This is a genomic window from Burkholderia sp. 9779_493 (genome assembly GCF_015712215.1).
GTDB lineage: Bacteria > Pseudomonadota > Gammaproteobacteria > Burkholderiales > Burkholderiaceae > Burkholderia > Burkholderia cenocepacia.
This window is the reverse complement of record NZ_JACCQA010000014.1, coordinates 119,226-145,696: the sequence shown is the minus strand read 5'-3', so window position 1 is coordinate 145,696 and position 26,471 is coordinate 119,226. Positions and strand designations below refer to the sequence as shown.

Annotated in this window: 27 protein-coding genes; 19 read left to right on the top strand and 8 right to left on the bottom strand. The window is 68.8% G+C overall.

Annotated features, from left to right (window positions below):
• Positions 1–6 precede the first annotated feature (6 nt).
• The 4 genes from H0X95_RS16730 to H0X95_RS16715 form a co-directional block, all read right to left on the bottom strand.
• The gene (locus H0X95_RS16730) at positions 7–1,017 is read right to left on the bottom strand and encodes an ABC transporter permease (protein ID WP_006498243.1); all 1,011 of its coding nucleotides are present in this window, start codon (positions 1,015–1,017) and stop codon (positions 7–9) included.
• Between the two features lie 61 nt (positions 1,018–1,078).
• A complete protein-coding gene (locus H0X95_RS16725) occupies positions 1,079–2,719 on the bottom strand; it encodes an ABC transporter substrate-binding protein (RefSeq protein WP_059722960.1) in 1,641 nt (546 codons plus the stop codon).
• 77 nt (positions 2,720–2,796) lie between these two features.
• Positions 2,797–3,372 (bottom strand): GNAT family N-acetyltransferase, encoded by a 576-nt coding sequence (locus H0X95_RS16720; protein WP_058903638.1) that lies wholly within the window; start codon positions 3,370–3,372, stop codon positions 2,797–2,799.
• Entirely contained in the window at positions 3,369–4,508 is a 1,140-nt protein-coding gene (locus H0X95_RS16715; RefSeq protein WP_063889502.1) for an MsnO8 family LLM class oxidoreductase, read from the bottom strand. Before H0X95_RS16715 ends, H0X95_RS16720 begins: the two co-directional genes overlap by 4 nt.
• Positions 4,509–4,842: 334 nt before the next feature.
• On the opposite strand from H0X95_RS16715, the gene H0X95_RS16710 reads away from it, so the two are divergent.
• The 9 genes from H0X95_RS16710 to H0X95_RS16670 all read left to right on the top strand — a co-directional run bounded on the left by H0X95_RS16710 (position 4,843) and on the right by H0X95_RS16670 (position 14,610).
• On the top strand, positions 4,843–6,150 hold the full coding sequence (locus tag H0X95_RS16710; RefSeq protein WP_058903637.1) for an NtaA/DmoA family FMN-dependent monooxygenase: 1,308 nt from the start codon (positions 4,843–4,845) through the stop codon (positions 6,148–6,150).
• Between the two features lie 177 nt (positions 6,151–6,327).
• Positions 6,328–7,131 carry a transporter substrate-binding domain-containing protein gene (locus tag H0X95_RS16705; RefSeq protein ID WP_059723104.1) on the top strand — a complete coding sequence of 268 codons (804 nt, stop codon included), beginning with the start codon at positions 6,328–6,330 and terminating at the stop codon, positions 7,129–7,131.
• Positions 7,132–7,135: 4 nt separating this feature from the next.
• Positions 7,136–7,870, top strand: a complete 735-nt coding sequence (locus H0X95_RS16700) for an ABC transporter permease (protein ID WP_059722962.1) — start codon at positions 7,136–7,138, stop codon at positions 7,868–7,870.
• Positions 7,867–8,634 carry an ABC transporter permease gene (locus H0X95_RS16695; protein ID WP_059722963.1) on the top strand — a complete coding sequence of 256 codons (768 nt, stop codon included), beginning with the start codon at positions 7,867–7,869 and terminating at the stop codon, positions 8,632–8,634. The genes H0X95_RS16700 and H0X95_RS16695 overlap by 4 nt, the downstream gene beginning before the upstream one ends.
• A 26-nt stretch (positions 8,635–8,660) precedes the next feature.
• A complete protein-coding gene (locus H0X95_RS16690; protein WP_059722965.1) occupies positions 8,661–10,043 on the top strand; it encodes an LLM class flavin-dependent oxidoreductase in 1,383 nt (460 codons plus the stop codon).
• Between the two features lie 102 nt (positions 10,044–10,145).
• A complete protein-coding gene (locus tag H0X95_RS16685; RefSeq protein WP_080403581.1) occupies positions 10,146–11,708 on the top strand; it encodes a sugar ABC transporter ATP-binding protein in 1,563 nt (520 codons plus the stop codon).
• Positions 11,705–12,766 carry an ABC transporter permease gene (locus H0X95_RS16680; RefSeq protein WP_059722966.1) on the top strand — a complete coding sequence of 354 codons (1,062 nt, stop codon included), beginning with the start codon at positions 11,705–11,707 and terminating at the stop codon, positions 12,764–12,766. The genes H0X95_RS16685 and H0X95_RS16680 overlap by 4 nt, the downstream gene beginning before the upstream one ends.
• A 167-nt stretch (positions 12,767–12,933) precedes the next feature.
• Complete coding sequence (locus H0X95_RS16675; protein WP_059722968.1) at positions 12,934–14,004, top strand: substrate-binding domain-containing protein; 1,071 nt, start codon at positions 12,934–12,936, stop codon at positions 14,002–14,004.
• A 60-nt stretch (positions 14,005–14,064) separates the two neighbouring features.
• A complete protein-coding gene (locus H0X95_RS16670; protein ID WP_006498228.1) occupies positions 14,065–14,610 on the top strand; it encodes an OsmC family protein in 546 nt (181 codons plus the stop codon).
• A 127-nt stretch (positions 14,611–14,737) separates the two neighbouring features.
• On the opposite strand, the gene H0X95_RS16665 is transcribed toward H0X95_RS16670, so the two are convergent.
• Positions 14,738–15,658: an AraC family transcriptional regulator gene (locus H0X95_RS16665; protein WP_059722970.1), complete on the bottom strand. Its 921-nt coding sequence runs from the start codon at positions 15,656–15,658 to the stop codon at positions 14,738–14,740.
• A 139-nt stretch (positions 15,659–15,797) separates the two neighbouring features.
• Between H0X95_RS16665 and H0X95_RS16660 the strand changes: the two genes are divergently transcribed.
• Positions 15,798–16,763 carry an SDR family NAD(P)-dependent oxidoreductase gene (locus H0X95_RS16660; RefSeq protein WP_059723109.1) on the top strand — a complete coding sequence of 322 codons (966 nt, stop codon included), beginning with the start codon at positions 15,798–15,800 and terminating at the stop codon, positions 16,761–16,763.
• A gap of 69 nt (positions 16,764–16,832) precedes the next feature.
• Here H0X95_RS16660 and H0X95_RS16655 read toward each other — a convergent pair whose 3' ends face one another.
• Both H0X95_RS16655 and H0X95_RS16650 read right to left on the bottom strand, forming a co-directional pair.
• The gene (locus H0X95_RS16655; protein WP_059722972.1) at positions 16,833–18,137 is read right to left on the bottom strand and encodes a HipA domain-containing protein; all 1,305 of its coding nucleotides are present in this window, start codon (positions 18,135–18,137) and stop codon (positions 16,833–16,835) included.
• Positions 18,127–18,411 carry a helix-turn-helix domain-containing protein gene (locus H0X95_RS16650; RefSeq protein ID WP_058903630.1) on the bottom strand — a complete coding sequence of 95 codons (285 nt, stop codon included), beginning with the start codon at positions 18,409–18,411 and terminating at the stop codon, positions 18,127–18,129. Before H0X95_RS16650 ends, H0X95_RS16655 begins: the two co-directional genes overlap by 11 nt.
• A gap of 493 nt (positions 18,412–18,904) precedes the next feature.
• On the opposite strand from H0X95_RS16650, the gene H0X95_RS16645 reads away from it, so the two are divergent.
• The 3 genes from H0X95_RS16645 to H0X95_RS16635 all read left to right on the top strand — a co-directional run bounded on the left by H0X95_RS16645 (position 18,905) and on the right by H0X95_RS16635 (position 20,409).
• Positions 18,905–19,615 (top strand): MgtC/SapB family protein, encoded by a 711-nt coding sequence (locus H0X95_RS16645; RefSeq protein WP_059722975.1) that lies wholly within the window; start codon positions 18,905–18,907, stop codon positions 19,613–19,615.
• Positions 19,616–19,687: 72 nt separating this feature from the next.
• Entirely contained in the window at positions 19,688–20,113 is a 426-nt protein-coding gene (locus H0X95_RS16640; RefSeq protein ID WP_006489155.1) for a CBS domain-containing protein, read from the top strand.
• Between the two features lie 26 nt (positions 20,114–20,139).
• Entirely contained in the window at positions 20,140–20,409 is a 270-nt protein-coding gene (locus H0X95_RS16635) for a DUF2934 domain-containing protein (RefSeq protein ID WP_080403583.1), read from the top strand.
• Positions 20,410–20,470: 61 nt separating this feature from the next.
• Here H0X95_RS16635 and H0X95_RS36180 read toward each other — a convergent pair whose 3' ends face one another.
• Entirely contained in the window at positions 20,471–20,605 is a 135-nt protein-coding gene (locus H0X95_RS36180; RefSeq protein WP_256858284.1) for a hypothetical protein, read from the bottom strand.
• A 286-nt stretch (positions 20,606–20,891) separates the two neighbouring features.
• Between H0X95_RS36180 and H0X95_RS16630 the strand changes: the two genes are divergently transcribed.
• The 6 genes from H0X95_RS16630 to H0X95_RS16605 all read left to right on the top strand — a co-directional run bounded on the left by H0X95_RS16630 (position 20,892) and on the right by H0X95_RS16605 (position 26,411).
• Positions 20,892–21,176: a hypothetical protein gene (locus H0X95_RS16630; RefSeq protein WP_012493736.1), complete on the top strand. Its 285-nt coding sequence runs from the start codon at positions 20,892–20,894 to the stop codon at positions 21,174–21,176.
• A gap of 63 nt (positions 21,177–21,239) precedes the next feature.
• The gene (locus H0X95_RS16625) at positions 21,240–22,244 is read left to right on the top strand and encodes an SDR family oxidoreductase (protein WP_059722977.1); all 1,005 of its coding nucleotides are present in this window, start codon (positions 21,240–21,242) and stop codon (positions 22,242–22,244) included.
• 218 nt (positions 22,245–22,462) lie between these two features.
• Entirely contained in the window at positions 22,463–23,389 is a 927-nt protein-coding gene (locus H0X95_RS16620; RefSeq protein ID WP_059722979.1) for a TauD/TfdA dioxygenase family protein, read from the top strand.
• 49 nt (positions 23,390–23,438) lie between these two features.
• On the top strand, positions 23,439–24,470 hold the full coding sequence (locus H0X95_RS16615) for an ABC transporter substrate-binding protein (RefSeq protein ID WP_006487511.1): 1,032 nt from the start codon (positions 23,439–23,441) through the stop codon (positions 24,468–24,470).
• Between the two features lie 67 nt (positions 24,471–24,537).
• The gene (locus tag H0X95_RS16610; protein ID WP_006498212.1) at positions 24,538–25,527 is read left to right on the top strand and encodes an ABC transporter ATP-binding protein; all 990 of its coding nucleotides are present in this window, start codon (positions 24,538–24,540) and stop codon (positions 25,525–25,527) included.
• Positions 25,524–26,411 (top strand): ABC transporter permease, encoded by an 888-nt coding sequence (locus tag H0X95_RS16605; RefSeq protein WP_006487501.1) that lies wholly within the window; start codon positions 25,524–25,526, stop codon positions 26,409–26,411. The genes H0X95_RS16610 and H0X95_RS16605 overlap by 4 nt, the downstream gene beginning before the upstream one ends.
• The last annotated feature ends 60 nt before the right edge of the window (positions 26,412–26,471 follow it).

The window sequence follows — 26,471 nt, the reverse complement described above, 5'->3', positions numbered from 1 at the left end:
TCCGGTTCAGCGCGCTGCGCGGCGGTCGCGCAGGCGGGGATCGATCAGCAGGTACAGCAGGTCGACGGCCGTGCTGAGCGTGACGTAGATGGCCGCCGACAGGATCGCGATCGCGAGGATCACCGGCATGTCCTTCGACAGCACCGCGTCGACCGTCACCTTGCCGAGGCCCGGCCGGCCGAACACCTGCTCGGTGATCACCGCGCCGCTCAGCAAGCCGCCGACGAGCCAGCCGGCGAGCGTGACGGCCGGCAGCGCCGCGTGGCGCAGCGCATGGCGCACCCGCAGCGCGAGCCCGCCGATGCCCCACGAACGCACCGTCAGCGCGTACGGCTCGTCGAGCGCGCGCTCGATGCCTTGCCGCAGCACGCGGCCGATCACCGCGCCCTGCGCGAGCCCGAGCGACAGCGCGGGCAGCACGAGCGACGCGAAGCCGCGATCGCCGGCCACCGGGAACAGCTTCAGCGTGAAGCTGAACACGAACAGCAGCATGATGCCGAGCCAGAACGACGGCGTCGACGCGAGCAGCAGTTCGACGCCCGATGCGGCGCGGCCGGCCCAGCGTCGGCCGGCGGTCAGTACCGCGAGGCCGACCGCGAATACGATCGTCACCACCAGCGCCGCGCCCGTCAGTTTCAGCGTCGGCCATAGCTGGCCGAGCACGAGCGGCGCGACGTCGGTGTTGAGGATGTACGAGCGGCCGAACTCGCCGTGCAGCACGCGCCACAGGTAATGCAGGTATTGCAGCGCGAGCGGCTCGTCGAGCCCCCATTCCTGGCGGATCGCGGCCTCGATCTCCGGCGTACTCAACTGCTCGCCGATCAGGATGCCGACGATATCGCCCGGCGCGAGATGCACGGCCGCGAACGACAGCGTCACCGCGGCCCACAGCACGAGCGCGCCGGTGGCGAGCCGCGTCGCGACCGGCGAATGCAGCCAGCGGCGCCACGCAGCCGGCGGCGCAGCGGCAGGCCGCGCGTCCGGGACGGCGACGAAAGCGGACGACGGACGGTTCATGGTCGATTCTCCTGTCGGGGCGGCGCGATGGGCGAGGCGAAGCAGGCCGGCACGCGTCGGCTTACTTCTTCACCCACACGTCGTACGGGTTCTCGGGCATCTGCGCGAACGAGCGGAAGCGCAAGCCCTGGACCGCCTTCGCGGCGGCGATCTGGTCTTCCGGCTCGTACAGCGGCAGCGCGTACGCCTGTTCGTTGATCGCGAAGCGCTGCAACTCGCCGTACAGCCTCTTGCGCTCGGCGACGTTCTGCGTGCGCGCAGCCGCCTGCAGCCAGCGCGTCAGCTCGGGCGCCGCCGCACGGCTGTAGTTCAGCGCGCCGCCGCGATCGACGGGCAGGTAGTGGCCTTCGATGTCGATGCCGTCCGGCGGCGTGTTCGAGTTCGCGATCGAACCGAACTTGCCGCTCTTGCGCGCCTCGACGTACGTGCCGTCGTCGACGTACTGAATCTTCAGGTCCACGCCCAGTCGTTGCCGCGCTTGTGCCTGCAGCGCCTGCAGCAGCACGTCGCGCTGGTCGCGCACGGTCGCCTGCGCCTGGACGACCGCGATCGTCAGCCGTTCGCCGTGCTTCGTGCGATAGCCGCCGCTGTCGCGCGCGCTCCAGCCGGCTTCATCCAGCAACTGGTTCGCGAGCTTCGGGTTGTTGCCGTAGGTCTTTTCGATCGACGCGTCGTAGAACGGATCGATCGGCGACGTGATGCCCCAGGCGCGCGTGCGCTCGCCGCGGTAGATCGACTGCACGATGCCGGTCGTGTCGAGCCCTTCGAGCAGCGCGCGGCGCACCTTCACGTCCTGCGTCGCGCCGTAGCCGACGTTCAGGAACAGCGAGTACGGCGTGCCGGTATTGAGCGCGCGGCGGTAGGTGAAATCGGCGTTCTTGCGGATCAGCGCGGCGTCGTTGCCGGACACGCCCTCGATCACGTCGACCTGGCCGGACAGCAGCGCGCCGGTGCGGACCGACGATTCGGGCAGGAACCGGTAGACGACCCGGTCGAGATACGCGGGGCCCTGGTGGCCCGCGGTCGGCGGCGCCCAGCGATAGTCGGGATTCTTCGCGAACTCGATTTCCTGGCCCTTCACGTAGCGGCGCAGGATGAACGGGCCGGTGCCCGCGATGTCGGGGCCGCCGGATTTCAGGCCGGGCCGGTCGAACGCGTTCGGCGACAGCAGCGGCAGCCGGCCCGCGAACGTCAGGAACGGCGCATACGGCGCGTCGAGCGTGATGACGACGGTGTGCTCGTCCGGCGTCTTGACGTCGGCGACGTGCGAGATCAGCCGCGCAAGCTGGCTGCCGGCCGCATACGACAGTTCGCGCGCGTTCAGGAAATTGCGGGCGACGGCCTTCGCGTCGAACGGCGCGCCGTCGGTGAACTTCACGCCGTCGCGCAGCGTGAACGTGTAGGTCTTGCCGTCGGCGGAGACCTTGTAGCCGGTCGCGAGCCACGGGACGTAGCTGCCGTCGGGCTTCTGCGCGAGCAGGCTTTCATACGCGTTGCGCAGCAGCAGCTCGACCTTGTCCTGGCCGTTCAGTTGCGGGTTCAGCGTGCGGGGCTCGGTTTCGACGCCCCAGGTCAGCGTGCCGCCCGCGACGGGCGCGCCCTGGGCGAACGCCGCATGCGGCAGCGCGAGCGCGAGCAGCAGCGCAGCCGATACGGTGCGGCGCGACGCGCGCGGCGTGGAATCCGGAAATGCGAATGTCATGCGAGAAAGCCTTTTACGAGGTGGATAGCGGTGGATGCGGTTCGCGTCGTTTATGTGGGCCGGCGCGGCACGTCACGTCATGCGTTCGCGTGGATGCGCTCGTGGTCCCGGGCGGTATCGTCCGCTGTCGGGGCCGGGTAGAGATCCGGGATCAGGATTTTTCTCAGCCAGACGAGCGGCGTGCCGAGCGCATTCGTCGAGTGGTCGAACGGCTGATAGCCGCTGCGCTCGTAATACGACGGCAGCCATGGATGGTTGGTCGCGGTCGCGAGATACGTCGCCGGCGCCTTCACCTGCGACGCCAGGAACTGCGTCTCGACGTGCGCGATCAGCGCGTGTCCGAATCCCTGTCGTTTGAACGCGGGCGCGACCGCGAACCAGTGCAGGAACGGATAGGGCGTGCGATGGCGTTCGCCGGATACCCACGGAAACCGCACGGTCAACGTGGCCGCGAGGGCGGTACGGCCGTCGGGTGTCGCGTGTTCGAGCACGAACGTCGTTTCGCGCGCGATGGTCTGCGCGACGCGTTCGATCGGCGAGCGCGTGATCGTGAAGTGCACGCCCTGCGCCGCGAGCGGCGCGTAGGCGTTCTGCAGCAGCGCATAGACGGCCGGCACGTCGTCCGCGCCGGCGATGCGGATCGTATCGGTCATGGCGCGGTGCCTTCGAAGTGCGGTTGATGCGTGGTCGTGCGCGCGTTCCACCCGTCGCGCGCCGTCGCGGCGTCGTGATCGTCGGCGGGCGCGCCGGCCAGCAACTGCAGCGACGCAATCCGCGGTGCGGCATCGGCGAGTGGCGTGTCGACGACGAATTCGGCAATCCCGTGACGACGATGCAACGCGTCGAACTCGCGCAGCACGTCGTCGCGCGTGCCGTGCACGATGCGCGTTTCGCGCGGGTCGATCCGGTGCGGGCCGCCGCCGGCCTGACGGATGTACGCATGTGCCTGTTCGACGCTGCCGACGTTGACGGCCGGCGTGTCGCCCACCTGCACGCGAAAGCCCTGATGGCCGCTCGCGAGCCGCGCGGCCGCGTCGCGGGTGCCGGCGACGATCGCGGAGACGGCCAGCAGCGGCGTGCGGCCGCCCGACGCTTCCCGATAGGTATCGAACGTTCGCGCCAGATCCGTTGCCGATGCGTTCAGGTGCGACGCGTAGACGAACGCCCAGCCGAGCCGTGCGGCGAGCGTCGCGCTTTCCGCGCTCGCGCCGAGCAGGAACGGTTGCGCGGGCGTTGGCGGTCGCGGCGTCGCATGCAGCGTGGCCGCATCCTCGCCGGTCGCATCGGTTGTCGCATCGTCACCGTGGAGATGGCGATTCAGCGCGTGGGCCAGATCGGCGAAGGGCGCGCGTCGCGCCGGATCGTAGCCGTCCTGCAGCGCGCGCGTCGACAGCGGCAGGCCGCCCGGCGCCTTGCCGATGCCGAGATCGACGCGGCCGGGCGCGAGCGACGCGAGCAGGTTGAAGTTTTCCGCGATCTTGTACGGACTGTAGTGCTGCAGCATCACGCCGCCCGATCCGACCCGAATGCGCCGCGTCTGCGCGAGCACGTGCGCGATCAGGATTTCCGGCGACGGGCACGCGAGCGCGGCCGTGTTGTGATGCTCGGCGAGCCAGTAGCGGTGATAGCCGGCCGCATCGGCGAAGCGCGCGAGCGAGACGCTGCGCGCCAGCGCGTCGGCGGCGGTTTCTCCGGGCGCGACGGGGCTCTTGTCGAGCACGCTCAAGCGGAACGGCAACGCGGACAAAGCGGACGAATCGGTGTGGGAGCGGATGGCGTCGAACGTCATGATGAAGCGATCGGCGCGGGTCGAAACGGCCGGATCAGCGGGTTTGGCATGCCGAATTATTTTGCGTCGTCGTTCGCACGGTCAAACAATCAAGAAGAATATCGAAAGCCGAAAATATTCGTTCCGGCCGACCGGGGGGCTTGCGTTATGGTCGTTGGCTGCGCGCCTCGCGGCGCGTGCGTGGAGCCTGCCCGACGATCTCCGGCGCGAGTACGCTCGCCGTCGCGATGGCCGCAGGCATGCCCCGATTCTCCGACCGAACGGAATCACGAGGAATCCGAATGAACGAGCAACGCGAACGACGTACGGCCTTCACGACGACCGGAGCCGCGTCATGAGCGGCGCACGCAGACGGCTCAAGACGCTCGTCGGCGCGGCGAGCGTGCTGTACGCGCCCGGCGATGCGGATGTCGGGCAGGGCGTGCGGCGCGCGGCGTCGCTCGCGCGCAAGGCGGAAGCCGAGAAGATCACCGGCCTCTTTACCGCCGATCTGCTGCAGGCCGATGCGGCCGGCCTCGCCGGGACCACCGGCAGCCAGGAGCCGATCGTCGCGCTGGCGGCGCTGAGTCAGGCGACCTCGGCCATCGGGCTCGTCGCGACCGTGTCGACGACGTATCACCATCCGTACAACCTCGCGCGGCTGATCGGCACGCTCGATCACGTGAGCGGCGGCCGCGCCGCGTGGAACGCGGTCACGTCGTCGGTCGGCGAGGAGAATTTCGGCGATGCCGCGCTGCCCGACCCGGAGCAGCGTTATGCGCGCGCGGCCGAGTTCATCGAGGTCGTCAACGCGCTGTTCGATGCGAACCATCCGCGTGCGACGCGTCGCGGGCCGGGTGGCGGCATCTCCGTCGATCCGCTCAAGCTCGGCGCGATCGACTATCGCGGCGCGCATTTCCAGGTACAGGGGCCGTTGAACGTACCGCCTTCGGCGCAACGGCGGCCCGTGCTGTTTCAGGCGGGGCAGTCGGCAGGCGGCGTGGCGCTCGGCGCGCGGTATGCGGAAGTCGTCTACACGTCGCAGCCGACGCTCGACGATGCGCGCGCGTTCGTCGCCGAGCTGCACCGGCAGGCGGCTGCATTCGGCCGCGGCGACCGGCCGCCGCTCGTGATGAACTCGTTTCATTCGGTGATCGGCGAATCCGATGCCGACGTCGCGCGGCGCTTGCGCGACAAGCATGAGCGCATCGACTACGAACAGGGCAGGCTGAAGCTTGCCGACATGCTCGGCGGCGGTGTCGACCTGCGCGGCCTGCCGCTCGACCAGCCGTTGCCGGCATCGCTGCTGCCGGCGATCGACAGCGTGCACCGCCGGCGCGGGCGCGTGGCGATCTTCGTCGGCTATGCGCGCCAGCGGCTGACGCTGCGCGAGCTGATCGTGCGTGCGCAGGAGACCGGGCACTGGTTCGTCGCGGGTACGCCGGAGCAGCTCGCCGATGCGATCGAAACGCGCTATCGCGCGGGGCTCGTCGACGTGCTGTCGCTGCACGGGCTCGGCCAGCCGGACCAGGAGGACTTGTTGCTCAACGGCTTGCTGCCCGAGTTGCGTCGGCGCGACCTGCTCGATACCGACTATGTGGGCGGCGATTTCCGCGCGAACCTGGAACTGCCGGCGTTGCGGCGCGAGGCCGTGGCGGCGTGAACGGATGACCCGCGCACCGGGCGAGGACGTTGGCCGGTGCGCGGCTCGGCGCATATCGCGCGATCAGATATCCATCGCAAAAATAACCATTTGGTACACGCTTCGGCGCGCATTACAGTCACGCCTCCTGCCGGCTGCCACGCCGGTCGTTCCGACGTTATTTCAGAAATGCGCCACATGAATCGTTTGATGCGTTCCAGGGTCCGCCGTGCCGCGGCCGCGCTGTTCGTGCTCGGCCTCGCGCCGGTTTCCCATGCGGCCCAGCCGACGTTGCGCGTCGGCATCGACGCCGAGTCGTACCCGCCGTTCTTTTCGAAGGACGCCGGCGGTAAGTGGAAGGGCTGGGAAATCGACGTGCTCGATGCCGCGTGCGGCAAGCTGAACGTGCGGTGCGAGCTCACCGACATCGCGTGGGACGGCCTGATTCCTGCGTTGCAGAACCGCAAGATCGACGTGATCTGGTCGTCGATGACGATCACCGGCGAGCGGCAGAAAGCCATCGATTTCAGCCGTGCGTATTACGAATCGCCGACGGTGTTCGTCGGCGCGAAAAGCGACCGGCGCCGCGTCGACTGCGCGGTGCCCGCGACCTTCAAGGGCAGCGTGATCGGCGTCGAGGCCGGCACCAACTTCTCCGCGTTCCTCGATGCCCGCTTCAAGCAGGACGCGCAGATCAAGGCGTTCGACAAGTTCGACAATGCGCTCGCGGATCTGGTGTCCGGCCGCGTCGACTACGTGCAGGAAGGCAAGGGGCTGTTCACGGCGTTCCTCGCGTCGCGCGACGGCAAGGACTTCGAGGTCAAGGCCACGTGCGCGGACAATCCGGTGCTGGGCCTCGGCATCGGCGCGGGCGTGCGCCATGGCGATGCGCTGCGCGGCAAGCTGTCGACCGCGATCGTGCAATTGCAGCAGGACGGCACGTGGGATGCGATCACCGCCCGCTATCCGAACCTGAAGGGCACGATCGAGAAGGGGCGTTGAGCGCATGGCCGCGGACGATTCGCTGCTCGCATTGCTCGCCTTCGGCGACGGCGGTTATGGCCGCGTGTTCGCGGGCGCGTTCGCGCTGACGTTCGGCGTCGCGGCCGCGTCGTTCTGCACCGGCGTGCTGCTCGGCATCGCCGGCGCGCTCGGCAAGCTGTCGCGATACGCGGCGCTCGTGTGGCTGGCGCGGCTCTACACGATGCTCGTGCGCGCGCTGCCGGAGTTGTTGTGCCTGCTGCTCGCGTTCTACGCGGTCGCACCGGCCATCGAGAACGCGTTGCGCGGCAGCCGCATCGTAGCCGGCGACTTCGCGTTCGACCCGTTCGTCGTCGCCGCGCTGTCGCTCGGTTTCATCCAGGGTGCGTATCTCACCGACATCTTGCGCGCGGCGCTCGTCAACGTGCCGGTCGGCCAGATCGAAGCCGCGCACGCGTACGGGATGACGCCCTGGCAGACGTTCACGCGCATCCGGCTCCCGGCCGCGGCGCGGCTCGCGCTGCCGGGCGTCGGCAACGTGTGGCTGAACGCGACCAAGGACGCGTCGTTCATCAGCGTGCTCGGATCGTTCACGGATCTGCTGAAGGCGAGCCAGCTCGCGGCCGGTGCGACGCGGCACTACGTCTTCTTCTATCTGGTCACGGCCGCGCTGTTCCTGCTGCTGAGCATCACGTCGACGGGCATTTTCGCGGCGCTCGAGCGGCATGCGAACCGCGGCACGAGGCGCGCGACGACATGATCTTCTCGCTGCCTTTCCTGCTCGACACGGTGATGCCGAAGCTGCTCGCCGCGGTGCCGACCACGCTCGCGCTGACGCTCGTATCGGGTGCGGCCAGCGTGCTGCTGGGCGTGCCGCTCGCGCTCGCCGCCGGTGCGCGCCATGCGCCGCTGCGCTGGTCCGCGCGCGGCTGGCTGATGCTGATCCGCGGCACGCCGCTCCTCGTTCAGCTCTATCTGCTGTACTACGGATTCGGGCAGATCGTCCCGCGCGAATGGATGCGCGACAGCTGGGCGTCGCCGCTGCTACGCGACGCGTTCTGGTACGCGATCGTCGCGCTGAGCGTGAACGAGAGCGCGTACGTGGCGACGATCCTGCGCGGCGCGATCGCCGGCGTGCCAGCCGGCGAGATCGAGGCCGGCCACGCATACGGGATGACCCGCGTGCAGGTGCTGCGCCGCATCGTCGGCCCGCGTGCGTGGCGGCTTGCGCTGCCCGCGCTCACCGGCGAGGCGATCCTGCTGCTGAAATCGACCGTCCTCGCGTCGACCGTGACCGTGTTCGACGTGATGGGCACGGCCAATACGCTGCGCTTCGAGACGTTGCGCGTGTACGAACCGCTGGCCGGTGCGGCGATCGTCTATGTCGTGCTGGTCGCGCTGCTGACCATTCCCGCCGCCCGCGTCGAGCAGCGCATCAATCGCTACCTGACGCGCCAGCCCGACGAACGGGTGCCCGCACGGCGCCGCCGCGCGTCGTCGGGCGCGTGGGCGGCCCCCAACTGATTCCTGCCTTGGTACCGATTTCGACGATGTCCGATCCTCGCCCCTTGCTGTTTTCCCTGTATGAACAAGCCAGCGTCGGCTGCGGCGGCGCGCCGAGCCTGTGGACCCATCCGGCCGACGAACGGCTGCGCGCGAATACGCTCGCGTTCTGGTCGAATCTCGCGCGCACGGCCGAGCAGGCCGATCTCGACATGCTGTTCTTCGCGGACGTGCTCGGCCTGTACGACGTCTATGGCGGGTCGGCCGACGCGGCGGTGCAGTGGGCGGTCGAGGCACCCGCGAACGATCCGATGATGCTGATTCCGGCGCTCGTCGCGCAGACCGAACGGCTCGCGTTCGGCGTGACGGCGAGCACGACCTACGAGCATCCGTTCGCGCTCGCGCGTCGCTTCAGCACGCTCGATCATCTGAGCAACGGCCGGATCGGCTGGAACATCGTGACGTCCTACCTGACGAGCGCGGCGCGCAACTTCGGGCTCGACCGGATGATCGGCCACGACGCACGCTACGCGCGCGCGGAGGAGTTCCTCGACGTCGTGTACAAGCTGTGGGAAGGGAGCTGGGCGGACGACGCGGTCGTCGCCGACAAGCACGCGCCGCGCTATGCGCGTGGCGAGCGCGTGCGGCCGATCGCGCACGAAGGCACGCACTACCGCGTGCAGGGGCCGCACGTCTGCGCGCCGTCGCCGCAGCGCTCGCCCGTGCTGATCCAGGCCGGCTGGTCGGGGCGCGGGCGCGCGTTCGCGGCGAAGCACGCGGAGGTGGTGTTCGTCGCGAAATCGAATCCGCACGAGATTCGCGCGGGCCTCGACGAGATTCGGCGGCTCGCGGCCGAACGCGGCCGCGCGGCGGACGACGTGAAGTCGCTGACGGTGCTGCGGATCGTCACGGCGCGCTCGTCGAGCGATGCGAAGGAGAAGTATCACGCGCTGCAGCAGCACTATCACCAGCACGCGCAACTCGTCAGCTATGCGGGCGACACCGGCATCGACATCGACCGCTATGCGGACGACGAACCGCTGACGACGCAGACGGAAGGCCTGACGTCCTACGTGGTGCGGCCGGACGGCAGCGGCAAGCCGCTCACCGCCGGCGACGTGCGGCGCAAGTTCGCGAGCGTCACGCGCGGCACCGACCTGATCCTCGTCGGCGCGCCGGACGAAGTCGCGGACCAGCTCGCCGAGCATGCGCGGCAGTCGACGACGAGCGGCTACATGATCAACCCGCTGATCAGCCCGGGCACGCTCGACGATTTCGCCGAACTGATCGTGCCCGAGCTGAAGAAGCGCGGCCTGTACCGGACGACGCCGGCGAGCGGCACCTTCCGTTCACGGCTGGGCGGCCGCGACCGCCTGCCGGACACGGCCTATGGCGCGTCGTTCCGGTTTCCCGTACCGGAAGCGGGCTGACCGGCCGACCAATGCCGAACGACTTTCATCGGAGGGGCGTGACATGAGCGATGACGTACTGTTCCTGCCGCAACTGCATCGTGCCGACCGGGATCTCTCGGCATGAATCGCGCGACGAACGAAACCATGGAGGCGACGCGGCGCGAAGCTCGACCCCGTCGATCGGCATCGCCGCCCGTCCTGAGCGCCACGGGCATCGCGAAACGCTTCGACGCGACCGTCGCGCTGGCAGCGCTCGACCTGTCGATCGGCGCCGGCGAAGTCGTCGCGCTGATGGGCGCGAACGGCGCCGGCAAGTCGACCTTCGTCAAGATCCTGAGCGGCGCGCTGCAACCGGACGGCGGCACGCTGACGCTGCGCGGCGAACCGTATCGGCCGGCGTCGCCGCACATGGCCAAGCGGCTCGGCGTCGCGACCGTGCACCAGTCGGTGACCGACGCCGTCGTGCCGACGCTGTCGATCGCCGACAACCTGCTGCTGGACCGGCTGTGTGACCGGGCGTCGCCGTGGCGCGCGCCGCCGGCCGCGCGGCGTGCCGCGGCGCGTTCGCTTGCCGAGCGGGTCGGGCTCGACGTCGATCTGGCGGCGCCGCTCGCATCGCTGTCGCTGGCCGACCAGCAGCGCGTGACCTTGGCGCGTGCGCTGGCCGGGCAGCCGTCGTTGCTGATTCTCGACGAGCCGACCGCCAGCCTGTCGGCGACGGAGGCCGAGCGGCTGTTCGAGCTGGTGGATGCGTTGCGCCGCGATGGCGTCGCCATCCTGCTGGTGTCGCATCGGCTCGGCGACTTACGTCGTATCGCGGATCGCGCGGCGATCGTCCGCGATGGCCGGATCGTCGCGGATCTGGCCGCGCCGATCGATTTCGACGCCGCGGTGGAAACGATGATCGGCCGGCCGTTGCCGCGTACGCGTGCCGTGGCGCCGGAGCGGGTCGCACCGGCCGAATCCGGGCCCGGATCAGGCTTCAGCGTGCGGCAGATCCGGCTGACGCCGACCAGCACGCCGTTCGACCTCGATGTCCGGCGCGGCGAGATCGTCGCGATCGCGGGCCCGGTCGGCGGCGGCAAGTCGCGCTTCGCGCGGACGATCTTCGGCGCGGTGCGGGCGGCCGCCGGCGAGATGACGCTCGACGGACGGCCATGGCGGCCACGTTCGCCGGCCGATGCGATTCGCGCCGGCGTATTCCTGGCCGGCGAGGATCGCTGGCGCACGTCGCTGTTTCCCGACAGCGTCCCGTTCGCGTCGATCGCGGGCACGATCGGCTTTCCGTTCCTGTCGCGCTGGTTCGCGGGCGGCGCGGTGCGCCGAGCCCGCGAACGTACGGCCGCCGCGGCCGCGATCGCGCGGTTCGGCATTCGCTGCGAGGGGCCGGACGATCGCGTCGCGCACCTGTCCGGCGGCAACCAGCAGAAGGTCGTGCTCGCGCGCTGGCACGCCGAGCCCGCGCGGCTGTTGCTGCTCGACGAGCCGTTCCAGGGCATCGATGCGGGCGCGCGCGCCGATATCGTCGATACGCTGCGGCGTCATGCGCATGAACGTGCGACGCTCGTGTTCGTCAGCGATCTCGAGGAAGCGGCCGAGATCGCCGATCGGATCGTGCGGTTCGATCGCGCGACGCTCGATGGCCTGTCTCCGATTTCTTCCATCGTGGGTGCCCACTCATGAAACCCGTGACTTCTTCTTCCGCCGTGCATCATGCCGCCCCCGTCGAACGATCGTCGCGCACGGGGCCGGCGCGCATCCGCGATGCGCTCGAACGGACGGGCATCCTGCTCGTACTGGCCGTCCTCGTGGTGGTGTTTGCGCTCAGGGAGCCTGCGTTCCTGAACGTCGACAATCTGTTCAGCATCCTGCAGGCCGTGTCGATCGTCGCGTTGCTCGGCGTCGGGGTGACGGTCACGCTCGCGGCCGGCGGTTTCGACCTGTCGGTCGGCAGCGTGGCCGCGACCGCGCAGATGGCCGCGAGCTACGTGCTGGTCGTCTGGCACGGCAGCGCGTGGGCGGCCGTGATCGCGTGCGTCGTGCTCGGCGTGGCCGCCGGGTTGTTCAACGGCTTGCTGATCACGCGGCTGCGCGTGCCCGACCAGCTCGCGACGCTCGGCACGCTGTTCCTGCTGGCCGGCCTGCAGTTGATCCCGACCGGCGGCCGTTCGCTCGCGACCGGCTCCGTGCTGCCCGACGGCACGGATGCGACGGGCGTGTTCCCCGACGCGTTTCTCGTGCTCGGCCGGCTGCGCGTATTCGACGTCGTACCGTTGCCGGTGCTGGTGCTCGCGGCCGTGACGGTGCTGGCCTGCATCACCATGGAAGCGACGCGCTGGGGCCGCGTGATCTATGCGATCGGCGGCAACGAAACGGCCGCGCGGCTGGCCGGTGCACCGGCCGCGCGCTACCGTGTCGCCGCGTATGTCCTGTCGGGTGCGATCGCGTCGCTGGGCGGCGTGCTGATCGCCGCGCGCGTGGGCCGCGGCGACGTCAGCGCGGGACACTCGCTGCTGCTCGACGCGGTGGCCGCCGCACTGATCGGTTACGCGGTGTGGGGCGCGAAGCGGCCCAACGTGTTCGGCACGGTCGTCGGCGCGGTGTTCGTCGGCGTGCTGCTCAACGGACTCACGATGCTGAACGCGCCCTACTATATGCAGGATTTCATCAAGGGCGTGCTGCTCGTGCTGGCCTTGGCGTTTACGTTCGGCATCGGTCGCCGGGCGGATGTCCGGGCGTGACGGGTGAGGTCGCCAAGCGTCGGCTCGGGAATGGACGGGTTCGAAGCACGCCCGGGCTGAACCATTTGTTATCCAAAGTAATATCGATTGCCGAATCGGTCGGTTTGAGTTCGCGTGCCGTGCTGATAGATTGAGCCGATATCGTCCTGTACGGAGACAGACACGCCATGCGCTCGTTGCTTCGCCGAAAGTCGCGCTTCGAACCGAAACTCGGTGCACTCGTATTGGGCGCCGCACTCGCGCTCGGTGTGCCCACCGCGCACGCCGGCCCGCTCAAGGGCGCGCCCGCGCCGTTCGACAAGGGCGGCGTGAAGATCGCGCTCGTCAACTACCTGTCGACCGGCGATTTTTTCCAGGCCTACGAAGCCGGCGCGCAGAAGCAGGCGCGCGCGCTCGGCGTCGATCTGCGCATCTACGAAGGCCGGCAGGACGCGGCCGAGCAGCGCGAGCAGATCCAGCAGGCGATCAGCATCGGCGTGTCCGCGATCATCGTCAATCACGGCTTGCCGGAATCGCTGAAGGACGTCGTTCAGCGTGCGCTGGACAAGGGGATCAAGGTCGTCGCGTTCGACGTCGATCTCGCCAATCCGAAGGTGCCGCAGATCGAGCAGAACGATCGCGACCTCGCGAACCTGCTGCTCGATCAGGCCGTGAAGGACAACGGCGACGCGTTCTCCGCCGGGTACGTGTACGTGGCAGGATTCGCGCCGCTCGACCGCCGCGATGCCGCGTGGCGCGATTTCAAGCGCGCGCATCCGAAGGTGCAGGAAAAGGCGCGCTGGGGCACCGTCGACAACCCGATCGCGCAATCGGTCGCGAACCAGGCGGCGGCCGTGTATCGCGCGAATCCGGACATTCGCGTGGTGTTCGCGCCGTACGATGAATTCGCGCGCGGCGCGAAGCTCGCCGCCGACGAGGCCCGGCTGTCGTCGAAAATCCGCATCTACAGCGCGGACGTGTCGACGGCCGACATCGAGGCGATTCGCGCACCGAACAGCGCGTGGGTCGCGACGGCCGCGACCAATCCGGCGGTCGTCGGCGCGGTGTCGGTGCGGGCCGCGGCGCTGCTGGTCGCCGGGCAAAACCCGGGCGCGCGCATCGCGGTCAAGCCGACGCTGATCACGCGCGACGATCTCGTGAAGAACGACATTCATACCGTGGCCGAACTCGGCGCGAAGTTTCCGGCGTTCCGCGCGAGCGACGCGGCAACCGCCCCCTGGATTCCGGCGATCGACTGATCGCCCCGGCACGCAGCGAACCGATCGGTCGCGTGCGTGCCGCTTACCCGTGACTTGACCATGACGACCCTGAACGACTATCTCGCCCACAAGCGCGATGCGTGGCACGCGAAGCAGCAGGCTGCCCGCAACGATCCCGATTTCAAGGCGACGCCACTGAAGGCGACCGTGCGCGCGCTTGGCCGCAGCGGTGTGCGCGAGATCCGGATCCGCGACTTCCAGGTGATCAGCGACAGCCCGCCCGATTTCGCGGGCTACAACCTCGGGCCCGCGTCGCCGGAGCTGCAGCTCGGCGTGCTCGGCAGTTGCCTCACGCACATCACGTTGATCCAGGCCGCGGAGCGGGGCCTGAAGATCGATGCGATCGAAGTCGAAGTCACCGGCGACCAGCATCCGCTCGCGCAGCAGCCGGGGTTCGAGCATGTTCCGGTATTCCCGCACAACATCCGCTATACGCTCGACATCGTGTCGCCGGAGCCGCCGGAGACCATCCGCGCGTTGCATCAGGCAGTCGAAGCGGTGTGCCCGATCTTCAACCTGCTGAGGCTGCCGCAGCACATCGACGGGGAATTGCGGCATACCGGCGGCAGCGCACCGGCGCAGTGATACGCGGCCGAGTTTTGAAAAGAAATCGGTGCATTGTGATAAGAATACTTATCCCGACGATCGTGATACGAATGCATGGCGTTGACGGAGTCGCGCCATCACGAGCCCGACGAAGGCAGTCACGACGCTAGTTGCCCGATTCCTTCGTCACGTCATGACGATAGGCGCGCGGCGAGCAGCCCACGATCCGCTTGAACGCATGGCCGAACGCGCTATCCGAGTCGTAGCCGAGCCGTTGCGCGATCGTCGAGATCGACGCGTTCGAGCGGCGCAGTTCGCGCATCGCCAGCTGGATCCGCCAGCGCAGCACGTATTCGAGCGGCCCGAACCCGAGCCGCCGCTTGAAATGCAGCGCGAACGTCGACCGCGATACGTGGCAGCAGGCCGCCAGCGCGTCGACGGTCCAGCGCCGCTCGGGCGCCGCGTGAATCGCGGCCAGCGCCGCGCGGACCCGCGCATCCGCGAGCCCGGCCAGCCACCCGACATCGCCGTTCGCGCCGGTGTCCACGTAGCGCCGCAGGATCTGCACGAGCATCATGTGTCCGAGATGCCGGATCATCAGCGACCCGCCCGGCGACGACGCGCCGAATTCCCGTGCGAGTTGCTGCAGCGACCAGCGCAACACCGCCGCCGGTTCGGAATCGCCGCTCACGATCACCACGGGCGGCAGGCTGCCGAGCAGCAGCGGCATGCGTTCCTCGTACGCGAAGCGGCCGCCGATCAGAAAGCAGTCGGCCGGCTCGCCATAGTGGGCGATACCGCGGTCGATATGCCGATAGATTTCCGCGGCCGGCACCGGCGCGACCGACGGATCGCTCGCCAGCGAAAATGCCCGGGGCGCGGCGAGCAGGAAGCAGTCTCCCGTACGCAGCCGAACAGGTGGCCCCGCACCGTCGACGGTCAGCCAGCAACTGCCTTCGACCACCGCGTTGAACTTGATTCCGTCGGGCGGGGGCAGGTCGACCGCCCACGGGCCGCCGGCCCGCAGGCCGGTGAAAAACGAGTCGCGCGTTTCCAGCAGCGACAGCACTTCCGATAGCGGGTCCACGCGCAATCCCCGGACGATCTCGACGAAAAACCGGATTCTATTGCATTCACAGTCCGGATGCGCGGCCGGAGAATGGGTTCGTGCAGTGACGCGGCCGATGGGCGGCCTCGAGCTTCGCACCCCGTTCCTGGAGCCTTCGATGACGAGCAGGCAGCATCCCCTTCATTCCGGATTCGACGCCGCCTCGACGGCGAGCGACGTCCTGGCCGGCCTCGACCTGCACGGCAAGACCGCCATCGTCACGGGCGGCCATTCGGGTCTCGGCCTCGAAACCACGCGGGCGCTGGCGCAGGCCGGTGCGCACGTCGTCGTCGGCGCACGGAGCGTCGCGGCCGCGCGCGAGGCGACGCGCGACATCGCCGGCGTGGAGATCGCGGCGCTCGAATTCGCCGACGCCGCGAGCGTGGCCGCATTCGCCGCGCGGTTCGTCGACGCGCGGCGCGACGTGCACATCGTCATCAACAGCGCGGGCATCATGGCGTGCCCGGAGACTCGCTTGGGCGACGGAAGGGAAGCGCAGCTGGCCGTCAATCACCTCGGTCACTACGCGCTCGTCAACCGGCTGTGGCCGGCGATCGCGCACGGCGACGGCGCGCGCGTGGTCGCGGTGTCGTCGCTCGGGCACCGGCTGTCGCCGATCCGCTGGGACGATATCGATTTCACGCGCGGGTACGACAAATGGCTGGCGTACGGGCAGTCGAAAACGGCCAACGCGTTGTTCGCGGTGCAGCTCGACGTGCTCGGCGCGCCGTTCGGTGTCCGCGCGTATTCGCTGCATCCCGGCAAGATCGCGACGCCGCTGCAGCGTCATCTGACGCGCGAGGAAATGATGGCGCAGGGCTGGGTCGACGAACACGGCGTGCCCATCGATCCGACTTTCAAGACGCCCGCGCAGGGCGCGGCAACCCAGGTATGGGCGGCGACGTCGCCGCGCCTGGCCGATCTCGGCGGTGTCTATTGCGAGGATTGCGACGTCGCGACGGTGACGCGCGGCAACGAGGAATCGGGCGTGCGGCCGCATGCGATCGATCCGGAGGACGCGGCGCGGCTGTGGGCGTGGTCCGCGGCGGCGACGGGCGTCGATGCCTTTGCGGGGCGGGGCTGACGCCCCGGTATTCGCCGGGCCGGGCGGCGCGCGGGTATCGGCGGCGGTACGACACCCGCGCGCGGCAACCTATCCGCGCGCCTGCCGCAGCGCGCGCCCCATCTCCGCGATTGGCATCGCGGCGATCGAATTCAGCAACCGCATTTCCCCGGCGTCCGGATGCGCGATGTTTCGCACTTCATCGAGCGTCTCTCCGACGTGACGATCGAGCGGCTCGAGAAAGCGCTGCAGTTCGCTGGTGGCCGCTTTCTCCCTGAGCCCTAGCGCATGACCGAATGCGACCAGCGCATTCGTGTCGATATCGGCGAACCGCGTCGCATTCCCGAGCGGCATCGTCAGCTCGCAGTGCGGCCAATGATCGCCGCGGTGGTCGGGCCGGTGCGTCGGCGTGTGATACACGACCGTGCTGACGATGTCGTAGAACGGTGCGAGCCGGTAGCCGCGCGCGTCGACGAAGAACGACAGATTCTTCAGGTGCGCGTCGGCATTGCCGACCACCACGTTGAACACGGTCCAGCGGAACACCGACAGACGCGTGAGCGCGCGCGTGCTGGTGCGGTCGATCGCGCGGGCCAGCTCCTGCGCATTCGCTCGCTGGTACTTGAAACCGCGGTCGTAGTTGAGCAACTGCATCGCGTCGATCGTATGCACGCGTGCGGCCCGTTCGGACGCGACGTCGCGGTCGAACCGGTCGATCACGTAGCAGGCGGACGGCGCGCGCAGGAAATGCACGTCGGGCACGTCGAGCCCCATCTTCTTCGCGAGCCGCATGCAGAAGAACTCGTTGATCGCCGAATGCGGATAGCGGGCCGCGCGCATGTCGGGTTTGAGCAGGTGCATCGACGGTTCGCTGCCGACCGGCTCGAACAGCGCGTAGTCGGGCGCGTCGCCGCGCAGCACCAGTAGCAGTTTCTGCTGCGCGCCGGCCGCCGACATGCGCTTGGGTGCGGTGGCTGTCAGCGCGCGCTCGGGCATCGCCTGGATCCGGTGCTCGAGCTCGTCGAGCGGCAGCGGTTGCAGGTCGCCGGGCGTTTCCTGCTCGCCGTCGGTCAGCAGCGTCAGCGCGCCGGCCGATTCGCGGCCGAAGTACGCGAGCAGGCCCCACGCGTCGGCCGCATCGACCTTCGCCTCGCGCGCGAGCGACGTGCGCATGCCTTCCTCGGGCAGCAGATTGTCGAAGAACCACTGGACCGGGCGATCGGTGGACGTGTCGGTGAACACGTCTGCGCGGAGCGGGAACGCCGGCGACAGCGGATACGCGGTGGGTGACGCAAGCCATTGCGGGTCGTACGCAAACGACCAGATCCCCTTGTCGTCGGCCAGCGTGCCCATGCGCACGCCGTTAGCGGACGCGATCAGCGTTCTAGCCGCCATGGCTGCTCCTGCGGCGTTGGGTGGCCTTCAGCGCGGTCGCTTCGGAAATCTCGATCGCCGACTCGGCGTACAGCCGCACGCCGAGCTCACTCAGCAGCAGCATGACCTTGCCGATTTGTGCGGTCGGCTTGCCGGCTTCCACCTGGCTGATGAATTTCGGCGACAGCCCGGTCGCGTTCGCGAGTTCGTCCCGGGTGAACCCCTGCTGGATTCGCGCCGCGCGAATGAAATGGGCGAGCGCGCCGATCGTGTCGACGGATTGGGACTCCGACATGACATTCTCCGTGCTTCGTATCCGAACGGGAACAGTATTGCATAACTCGCCGGCTTGGACCGTGATTCGTATTCGTGCGGGAACGAATGGATTGTTCCGATAAGCGGCGGCGTGATTTCGTTCCCGATTGGGAGCGGACGGTGAGAAAAGGAGGGTGGAGGCGAGGTTCGTATCTGACCGGATACGGAGAAAGACGGCGTCGGCGCCGGCGTGCGCGCGTCCGACGGGCACGCCGGACAGGGCGCCGATGGATGCCCGCAGCGGCAATCCGTCCGCCGCCGTTCCGCGCCTCGAGCAGCGGCAGGCGATCCCGCGCACAGCTCCGGCACCTTCGCCGCTGACGCACAGTGTGCGCAGAACGCCCCTTTCTACAATCCCATTCGACTTGCTACACCCGCCGCCTACCCGGAAAGCAGGCCCGAGCCTTGCGACCGGCAAGCGTCGTCGGCGGCGTTCGCGCCCCGACACATGACGATTTGCACGGGAGGCGCGCATGGAACCGATGCCGGTCGCACTGCAGTGGCACGACGTTCTCGTCAGGATCGGGCTGGCGCTCGTCGCGGGTGGCCTGATCGGCTTCGATCGCAGCGAATCCGGCAAGACGGCCGGACTGCGCACGACGATCCTCGTCTGTCTCGCCGCGTGCCTGTCGATGCTGCAGGTCAATGCGCTGCTGCTGCAGGCGGGCAAGCCGGAGGGCGCGTTCTCGGTGCTCGACCTGATGCGGCTGCCGCTCGGCATCCTGACCGGGATGGGCTTCATCGGCGGCGGCGCGATCCTTCATCGCGACGGCCTGGTGTCCGGCGTCACCACGGCCGCGACGCTGTGGTTCGTGACGGTCATCGGGCTGTGCATCGGCGGCGGCCAGTTGTCGCTCGGCGCGCTCGGGCTGGTGCTCGCGCTGCTGGTCGTCTGGCCGCTGCGGTTCGTCGAGCGGCGCTTGCGGGGCGTCCGGACCGCGCTGGTGACGGTCGAATATCCGCTCGGCTCGGCTGCACGCGAACAACTGGCCACGAAGCTGCGCGATACGGGTTTCACGTGCCGGACGAAAAGCTTCTGCGAAACGACCGCGCGCGCGGTGCGCCAGGAAGAACTGTTCGTGCAGTGGCGCGAAGCGGCCGGCGCCGACGTGATGCTGAAGCAACTGATGCGGATCGTCGAGTCGGCTGGCCTGACGTCGGTGCGCTGCTCGACGGAGAACTGACGCGCGCGGCGGCCGGAACGCGCGATGCTGCGTTCCGCAGGCCGCCGTGGGCGGCTTATCAAGGAGCGAAACATGACATGTGTATCGGAAGTGATGACGCGCGACGCCGCGACCATCGGCCCGACGCAGAGCCTGCGCGATGCGGCCAAGCTGATGAGCGACCTGAACGTCGGCGCGCTGCCCGTGTGCGACGGCACGCGGCTGATCGGCATGCTGACGGACCGCGACATCGTCGTGCGCGCGGTGTCGATGGGCGTGCCGCCGAACGAATCGATCGAGGGCGTCGTCAGCGGGCCCGCGAACTGGTGCTACGAGGACGACGACATCTCGGCGGTGCAAAAGAAGATGGAAGACGCGCAGATTCGTCGCGTGCCGGTGGTCGACCGGCAGAAGCGGCTGGTCGGCATCGTCGCGCTGGGTGATCTGGCGACGGCCGCCGACGGCGCGATGTCGTCGACGCTCGGCGCGGTATCGGCGCCGTCGCGCCCGGATCGGTGATCGCCATGGCACACCAGGGGAACGACATGAACGAAGACAGGGAAACGCAGATTCGCGAGCGGGCGTACCAGCTGTGGCAGGCGGACGGCGCGCCGGACGGCAGGGCCGACGAATACTGGCAGCGGGCCGAGCAGCAACTCGATGCGCAGGGCAGCAGCGCGGACGGGCGCGCCGAGCAGACGGCGGATTTGCCGGCCGACCAGGCCGCGAAGCGCCGCGTTCCGGGCGAGCCGCTGCAGGACGTCGATGCGTTGCCGACCAGCGAGGTCGCGCACGAAAGGCGGCGCACGCGGTGAAGCGCGGGCCGCCGGCCGGCGGTGTCGAAAATCCGGCAGGCGGCACGGTTCGCGCGATCGGTTAGCCGTCCTCGCCCACTTCGGTCGGGTCCGGCAAGTCGGGCAGATCGTCGTCGGGCTCCGGCGGCGGAATGTCCGGCGTGTCGGTCATGTCTTCGTCGTTCGGTGTCGCGTTCGTCGCGTGTGTCGCGCTCATGATCGTCCTCCTCGGCATCGAAAGGGTGCCGGCGTGCAGCCGGCATGCCGCTTTCGAGCATCGTGCGTGCCGCGTTTCGTTTCCGCATCGGCACGGCCGCGTGCGCTGTCCTGACTGCGCCGGATGACGCGTCGCTTGTAATTTCTGTAGCGGATCGACCGGCTGGCGGTGCGCAGACGCAGCCCGATGACGGCATGTCGCTTGCTGAAAGCGGTGCAGGCCGCCGCATCGCCCGTCGCGGCGTGGTGCGGCGCAACGCAGTCCTCATCCGGACAGGGAGACATTCATGACCGAGCACAGTCAACGGCAGGATCCCGCGTCGCCCGACGCGGCGCGTGAGGCGGCCGACGCGCCGCAGCGGCGCAACCCGACCCCCGGCGGCGGCGAATCGACCGCGCGCCCCGGCCACGCGCCGGGCGGCGGCGAACTCGACACGATTCCGGACGATCAGGCACGCAAGGTCGTGCCGGACGACCCGCGCCAGACCGAGGTGCGCGATCCGGCCGGCCAGCCGTGGCCGGACGAGCACGACGCGCCGGACGATTCTGGAAATCGGCCGCGGCCGCTGTAGCGCGCGCGTCGGCCGAATGGTCGCGTCCGGTTCCACACCGCCAACCACGCACCGGAGTCCATCATGTCATCAGACGAAGTTTCCGAATCCCGTCGCAAATGGGTGCAGGGCACGACGGCCGGACTGGTCGCCAGCGTCGCCCTGCCGACGATCGCGCAGACGGGCGGCCCGGCCGACGCCGGCGACCCTGCGCCGCGCGATCCGCGCACGCTTTATCCGCATGCGCCGTTTCCGCAGCAGCACCAGCCGTGGCCGGGCCTCGCGGGCCGGATGACGCCGCGCCCCGATCACGGCGAGCACAGCTATCGCGGCAGCGGCCGGCTCGACGGCCGCAAGGCGCTGATCACCGGTGGCGACTCGGGCATCGGCCGCGCGGTCGCGATCGCCTGTGCACGAGAAGGCGCGGACGTCGCGATCGTCTATCTGCCCGACGAGGAGCCCGATGCGCGCGAAGTCGTGGACCTGATCCGCAGCGCGGGGCGCAAGGCGGTGCCGCTGCCGGTCGACATTCGCAGCGAAGGCGCGTGCAACGGGCTCGTCGAGCGGGCCGTCGCCGCGCTCGGCGGGCTCGACATCCTCGTGAACAACGCGGCCCGCCAGCAGAGCCACGAATCGATCCTCGACATCAGCACCGAGCAGTTCGACTGGACGCTGCGCACCAATCTTTATGCGATGTTCTGGATCACGCGGGCCGCCATTCCGCACATGCCGGCCGGTTCGGCGATCGTCAACACGACGTCGGTCAATGCGTACGATCCGTCCGCGAACCTGCTGGACTACGCGATGACGAAAGCGGCGATCGCGAATTTCACGAAGGGGCTCGCCAAGCAGATGATCCAGCGCGGCATCCGCGTCAACGGCGTTGCGCCGGGGCCATTCTGGACGCCGCTGCAGGTCAGCGGCGGACAGACGACACACAACGTCGAGAAATTCGGCGAGCAGGTGCCGATGGGGCGGCCGGGACAACCGGCCGAGATCGCATCGATCTATGTCGAACTGCTTTCGTCGCGTTCGAGCTACGTGACCGGGCAGATCTATGGTGCGTCGGGCGGTGCAGGGCAGCCATAGTCGGCTCGCGGTGCAGGGCGATGCGGCAGGGTGCGGGCGGACCCTTTGGTCATCGGCGCCGGTCGGACGACTCCGCGCCCATTTCACGCCCGATCGGCACCGTATGCGCGAGCAGCGATCTTTATCACTGCAGCAGATAAACGTATCCGAATCGCTTCGTTGACGCACGCCGGCACGCACTCGTAGATTCGCGTTTTGACCGAATCAGGGGCCGTGCCGTGACGACTACCGCCATCCGCGACGCCGCAACGCTTTCCGCTGGGCATCCCGCCTTGCGGCCGGACGGCGTGGCGCAGCATTTCGACATCGTGCCGTTCGACGCGCCGCTCGGCGCCGAGGTGATCGGCCTCGATCTATCGCAACCGCTCGATGCCGACGATTTCGCGCGCATCCATCGTGCGCATCTCGATCACCACGTGCTGGTGTTTCGCGACCAGCGCATCACGCCGGACGAGCACATCGCATTCAGCCGCCGCTTCGGCCCGCTGCAGATTCACGTGCTGCACCAGTTCGCGCTGGCCGGTCACCCGGAAGTGCTGATCGTGTCGAACATCGTCGAGAACGGCAAACCGGTCGGGCTCGGCGATGCCGGCCATTTCTGGCACTCCGACCTGTCGTACAAGGAAAAACCGAGCCTCGGCTCGCTGCTGCACGCGCAGGAGCTGCCGGCCGAAGGCGGCGACACGTTGTTCGCGAACATGCATCTCGCGTGGGACACGCTGCCGGCCCACCTGCGCCGCGCGGTCGAAGGGCGGCGCGCCGAGCATACGTATCTCGCGCGCTATGCGGAACTGCAGGCGCGCAGCCCGTGGCGGCCCAACCTGTCGCCCGAGCAGATCGCGCAGGTCGCCGCGGTCGTGCATCCGGTCGTGCGCACGCATCCGGAAACCGGCCGCAAGGCGCTGTTCGTCAGCGAGCATTTCACGACGCGCATCGTCGGGTTGCCGGAAGACGAAAGCCGCGCGCTGCTCGACGAACTGTTCGCGCACAGCGTGCGCGCCGAGCACCTGTATCGGCACGCATGGCGCGACCACGATCTGGTGTTCTGGGACAACCGTTCGCTGATGCATCTCGCCGCCGGCACGCCCGACCACCTGCGCCGCAAGCTGTACCGCACGACGATCGAAGGCGACGCGCCTTTCTGAGCCGCACGCCCCCGTCATTCATTTCCGCCCCTTCCTGACCGGAGTTCCGATGTCGTTCTCGTTCTTGCCGGCGCGTCGCGCGCTGGCGGCCACGCTCACCGCCGCGCTCGCCTTCGCGGGCGCGGTCATCCCGCAAGCCGCGCACGCGGAGGGCCGCATCCGCATCGCCGAGCAGTTCGGCGTCGTCTACCTGATGCTGAACGTCGCGCGCGACCAGCAACTGATCGAGAAGGAAGGGCGCAAGGCCGGCCTCGACATCAAGGTCGACTGGGTGCGGCTGTCGGGCGGCGCGGCCGTGAACGACGCGCTGCTGTCCGGCGCGGTCGACGTCGCGGGCGCGGGCGTCGGACCGCTGTTGACCGTGTGGGACCGAACGCGCGGCCGGCAGAACGTGAAGGGCGTCGCGTCGCTCGGCAATTTCCCGTACTACCTCGTCAGCAGCAACCCGAACGTGAAGACGATCGCCGACCTGAGCGCGAAGGACCGCATCGCGGTGCCGGCGGTCGGCGTGTCGGTGCAGTCGCGCGTGCTGCAGTACGCCGCGGCGAAGCAGTGGGGCGACAAGCAGTTCGACAAGCTCGACGCGTTCACGCAGGCGATTCCGCATCCGGACGCGACGGCCGCGATTCTCGCGAACAGCAACGTGATTACCGGCCACTTCGGCAATCCGCCGTTCCAGGAACAGGAGCTCGCCGGCAACCCGAACGCGCACATCGTGCTGAATTCCTATGACGTGCTCGGCGGCCCGAGCTCCGCGACGGTGCTGTACGCGACCGAGAAATTCCGCGACGACAACCCGAAGACCTACCGCGCGTTCGTCGCCGCGCTGGCCGACGCCGCACGGCAGATCGCGGCCGACCCGGAGCGCGCGGCCGATACCTATATTCGCGTGAACGGGTCGAAGATCGATCGCGCGCTGCTGCTGAAGATCCTGCGCAATCCGCAGGTGCAGTTCAAGACCGCGCCGCAGAACACGCTGCCGCTCGCGCAGTTCATGCATCGCACCGGTGCGATCCGCAACGAACCGAAGTCGTGGCGAGACTACTTCTTCGACGATCCCGCGACGGCCGGCGGCAGTTGAGCGGCGTCGACGCTGCGACGCCGCGATCGACGCTTATGCGGCGGCGCGGTTTCGATATGCGCAATCGATGGTTGGTCCGCACGACGCCTGGCCGTATGTTGATGCTTTTCCCGCAAGAGATTCGATCGTGAACGCCACTTCTCCCCGAACCTGGTTTCCGCCGTATACGGCACGCAGCGGCGCGTCGCCGGCCGCGTCCGCCGCATCCGATGCAGGTGCCGCCGGGCGGCCGGCGGCGCATGCCGCGCAGGCCGGCGCGCACAGCGAACGCCTGCTCGCCATCGACGAGGTCAGCCTCGAATACCGCAGCGGCGCGCGGATCGTGCGCGCGACGCATCAGGTGAGCTTCGACGTGTACGGCAGCGACCGCTTCGTGCTGCTCGGCCCGTCGGGGTGCGGGAAGTCGACGTTGCTGAAGGCGATCGCCGGCTTCATCGAGCCCGTCTCGGGTTCGATCGCGCTCGACGGCCGGCCCGTGCGCGGGCCGGGGCCCGACCGCGTCGTCGTGTTCCAGGAGTTCGACCAGTTGCCGCCGTGGAAGACGGTCGTCGAGAACGTCGCGTTTCCGTTGCGCGCCGCCGCGAAGCTGTCGCGCGCCGAAGCCCGCGAGCGCGCGCTGCACTATCTCGACAAGGTCGGCCTGAGCGCGTTTGCCGATGCCTATCCGCATACGCTGTCGGGCGGCATGAAGCAGCGCGTCGCAATTGCACGGGCACTGGCGATGCAGCCGCGCGTGCTGCTGATGGACGAGCCGTTCGCCGCGCTCGACGCGCTCACGCGCCGCAAGATGCAGGAGGAACTGCTGCGGCTGTGGGACGAATTCCGCTTCACGCTGCTGTTCGTCACGCACTCGATCGAGGAGGCGCTCGTGGTCGGCAACCGGATTCTGCTGCTGTCGCCGCATCCGGGCCGCGTGCGGGCGGAACTCAACAGTCACGAGCATTCGCTCGACAACGTCGACACCGGCGACTTCCGCGACCACGTCGCGCGAATCCACCGCCTGCTGTTCGACACCGACGCACCGCACGTACCGACGACGGAGGACGCCGCATCATGAGTACGATCGATCCGGTCCTGCCGCCGCTGCCGCCCGTGCGCGCCGAATACACGCGTCCGCTCGACCCGCTGCCCGACGCCGAACGCGCGGCGCCGGCGCCGCTGTCGCGCCGCATCGCCGGTGCCACGTGGTTTCGCCGCGGCGTCATCGCGCTCGTGCTGATCGCCGTGTGGGAGATCGTCGCGCGCATCGTCGCGAACGATCTGCTCGTCCCGACCTTCGGCGCGACGCTGGCCGCGTTCGTGCAGGGCATCGAGTCGGGCGAACTGCTGGTCAAGACCGGCATCTCGATGTCGGTGCTGCTGCGCGGCTATGCGCTGGGCGTGCTGCTGGCGTTCGCGCTGACGTCGCTGGCGGTATCCACGCGCATCGGCCGCGATCTGCTGACGATGCTCACGTCGATGTTCAATCCGCTGCCGTCGATCGCGTTGCTGCCGATCGCGCTGCTGTGGTTCGGGCTCGGCACCGGCAGCCTGCTGTTCGTGCTCGTGCATGCGGTGCTGTGGCCGCTCGCGCTCAGTATCTATACCGGTTTCGTCGGCGTGCCCGCCACACTGAAAATGGCCGGCCGCAACTACGGGCTCACGGGCCTGCGCCAGATCGCGCTGATCCTCGTGCCGGCCGCGCTGCCGTCGATCCTGTCGGGCCTGCGCGTCGGCTGGGCCTTCGCGTGGCGCACGCTGATCGCGGCCGAGCTCGTGTTCGGCGCGAGCGCGGGGCAGGGCGGCCTTGGCTGGTACATCTTCCAGAACCGGAACGAGCTGTACACGGACCGCGTGTTCGCGGGCCTCGCGGCCGTCATCGTGATCGGGCTGCTGGTCGAGAACCTCGTGTTCGATACGCTCGAACGCGCGACCGTGCGGCGCTGGGGGATTCAGCACTGACGCGCCCGTCCGCGATCAATCCCGGCGCGGGCATAACGTAAGCTGAAATCGGCTTTTCAC

Bases quoted from the DNA above. Each gene is read 5' to 3' on its own strand.
- H0X95_RS16730 (WP_006498243.1), bottom strand. From the start codon at position 1,017: ATGAACCGTCCGTCGTCCGCTTTCGTCGCCGTCCCGGACGCGCGGCCT.
- H0X95_RS16725 (WP_059722960.1), bottom strand. From the start codon at position 2,719: ATGACATTCGCATTTCCGGATTCCACGCCGCGCGCGTCGCGCCGCACC.
- H0X95_RS16720 (WP_058903638.1), bottom strand. From the start codon at position 3,372: ATGACCGATACGATCCGCATCGCCGGCGCGGACGACGTGCCGGCCGTC.
- H0X95_RS16715 (WP_063889502.1), bottom strand. From the start codon at position 4,508: ATGACGTTCGACGCCATCCGCTCCCACACCGATTCGTCCGCTTTGTCC.
- H0X95_RS16710 (WP_058903637.1), top strand. From the start codon at position 4,843: ATGAGCGGCGCACGCAGACGGCTCAAGACGCTCGTCGGCGCGGCGAGC.
- H0X95_RS16705 (WP_059723104.1), top strand. From the start codon at position 6,328: ATGAATCGTTTGATGCGTTCCAGGGTCCGCCGTGCCGCGGCCGCGCTG.
- H0X95_RS16700 (WP_059722962.1), top strand. From the start codon at position 7,136: ATGGCCGCGGACGATTCGCTGCTCGCATTGCTCGCCTTCGGCGACGGC.
- H0X95_RS16695 (WP_059722963.1), top strand. From the start codon at position 7,867: ATGATCTTCTCGCTGCCTTTCCTGCTCGACACGGTGATGCCGAAGCTG.
- H0X95_RS16690 (WP_059722965.1), top strand. From the start codon at position 8,661: ATGTCCGATCCTCGCCCCTTGCTGTTTTCCCTGTATGAACAAGCCAGC.
- H0X95_RS16685 (WP_080403581.1), top strand. From the start codon at position 10,146: ATGAATCGCGCGACGAACGAAACCATGGAGGCGACGCGGCGCGAAGCT.
- H0X95_RS16680 (WP_059722966.1), top strand. From the start codon at position 11,705: ATGAAACCCGTGACTTCTTCTTCCGCCGTGCATCATGCCGCCCCCGTC.
- H0X95_RS16675 (WP_059722968.1), top strand. From the start codon at position 12,934: ATGCGCTCGTTGCTTCGCCGAAAGTCGCGCTTCGAACCGAAACTCGGT.
- H0X95_RS16670 (WP_006498228.1), top strand. From the start codon at position 14,065: ATGACGACCCTGAACGACTATCTCGCCCACAAGCGCGATGCGTGGCAC.
- H0X95_RS16660 (WP_059723109.1), top strand. From the start codon at position 15,798: ATGACGAGCAGGCAGCATCCCCTTCATTCCGGATTCGACGCCGCCTCG.
- H0X95_RS16655 (WP_059722972.1), bottom strand. From the start codon at position 18,137: ATGGCGGCTAGAACGCTGATCGCGTCCGCTAACGGCGTGCGCATGGGC.
- H0X95_RS16650 (WP_058903630.1), bottom strand. From the start codon at position 18,411: ATGTCGGAGTCCCAATCCGTCGACACGATCGGCGCGCTCGCCCATTTC.
- H0X95_RS16645 (WP_059722975.1), top strand. From the start codon at position 18,905: ATGGAACCGATGCCGGTCGCACTGCAGTGGCACGACGTTCTCGTCAGG.
- H0X95_RS16640 (WP_006489155.1), top strand. From the start codon at position 19,688: ATGACATGTGTATCGGAAGTGATGACGCGCGACGCCGCGACCATCGGC.
- H0X95_RS16635 (WP_080403583.1), top strand. From the start codon at position 20,140: ATGAACGAAGACAGGGAAACGCAGATTCGCGAGCGGGCGTACCAGCTG.
- H0X95_RS36180 (WP_256858284.1), bottom strand. From the start codon at position 20,605: ATGAGCGCGACACACGCGACGAACGCGACACCGAACGACGAAGACATG.
- H0X95_RS16630 (WP_012493736.1), top strand. From the start codon at position 20,892: ATGACCGAGCACAGTCAACGGCAGGATCCCGCGTCGCCCGACGCGGCG.
- H0X95_RS16625 (WP_059722977.1), top strand. From the start codon at position 21,240: ATGTCATCAGACGAAGTTTCCGAATCCCGTCGCAAATGGGTGCAGGGC.
- H0X95_RS16615 (WP_006487511.1), top strand. From the start codon at position 23,439: ATGTCGTTCTCGTTCTTGCCGGCGCGTCGCGCGCTGGCGGCCACGCTC.
- H0X95_RS16610 (WP_006498212.1), top strand. From the start codon at position 24,538: ATGGTTGGTCCGCACGACGCCTGGCCGTATGTTGATGCTTTTCCCGCA.
- H0X95_RS16605 (WP_006487501.1), top strand. From the start codon at position 25,524: ATGAGTACGATCGATCCGGTCCTGCCGCCGCTGCCGCCCGTGCGCGCC.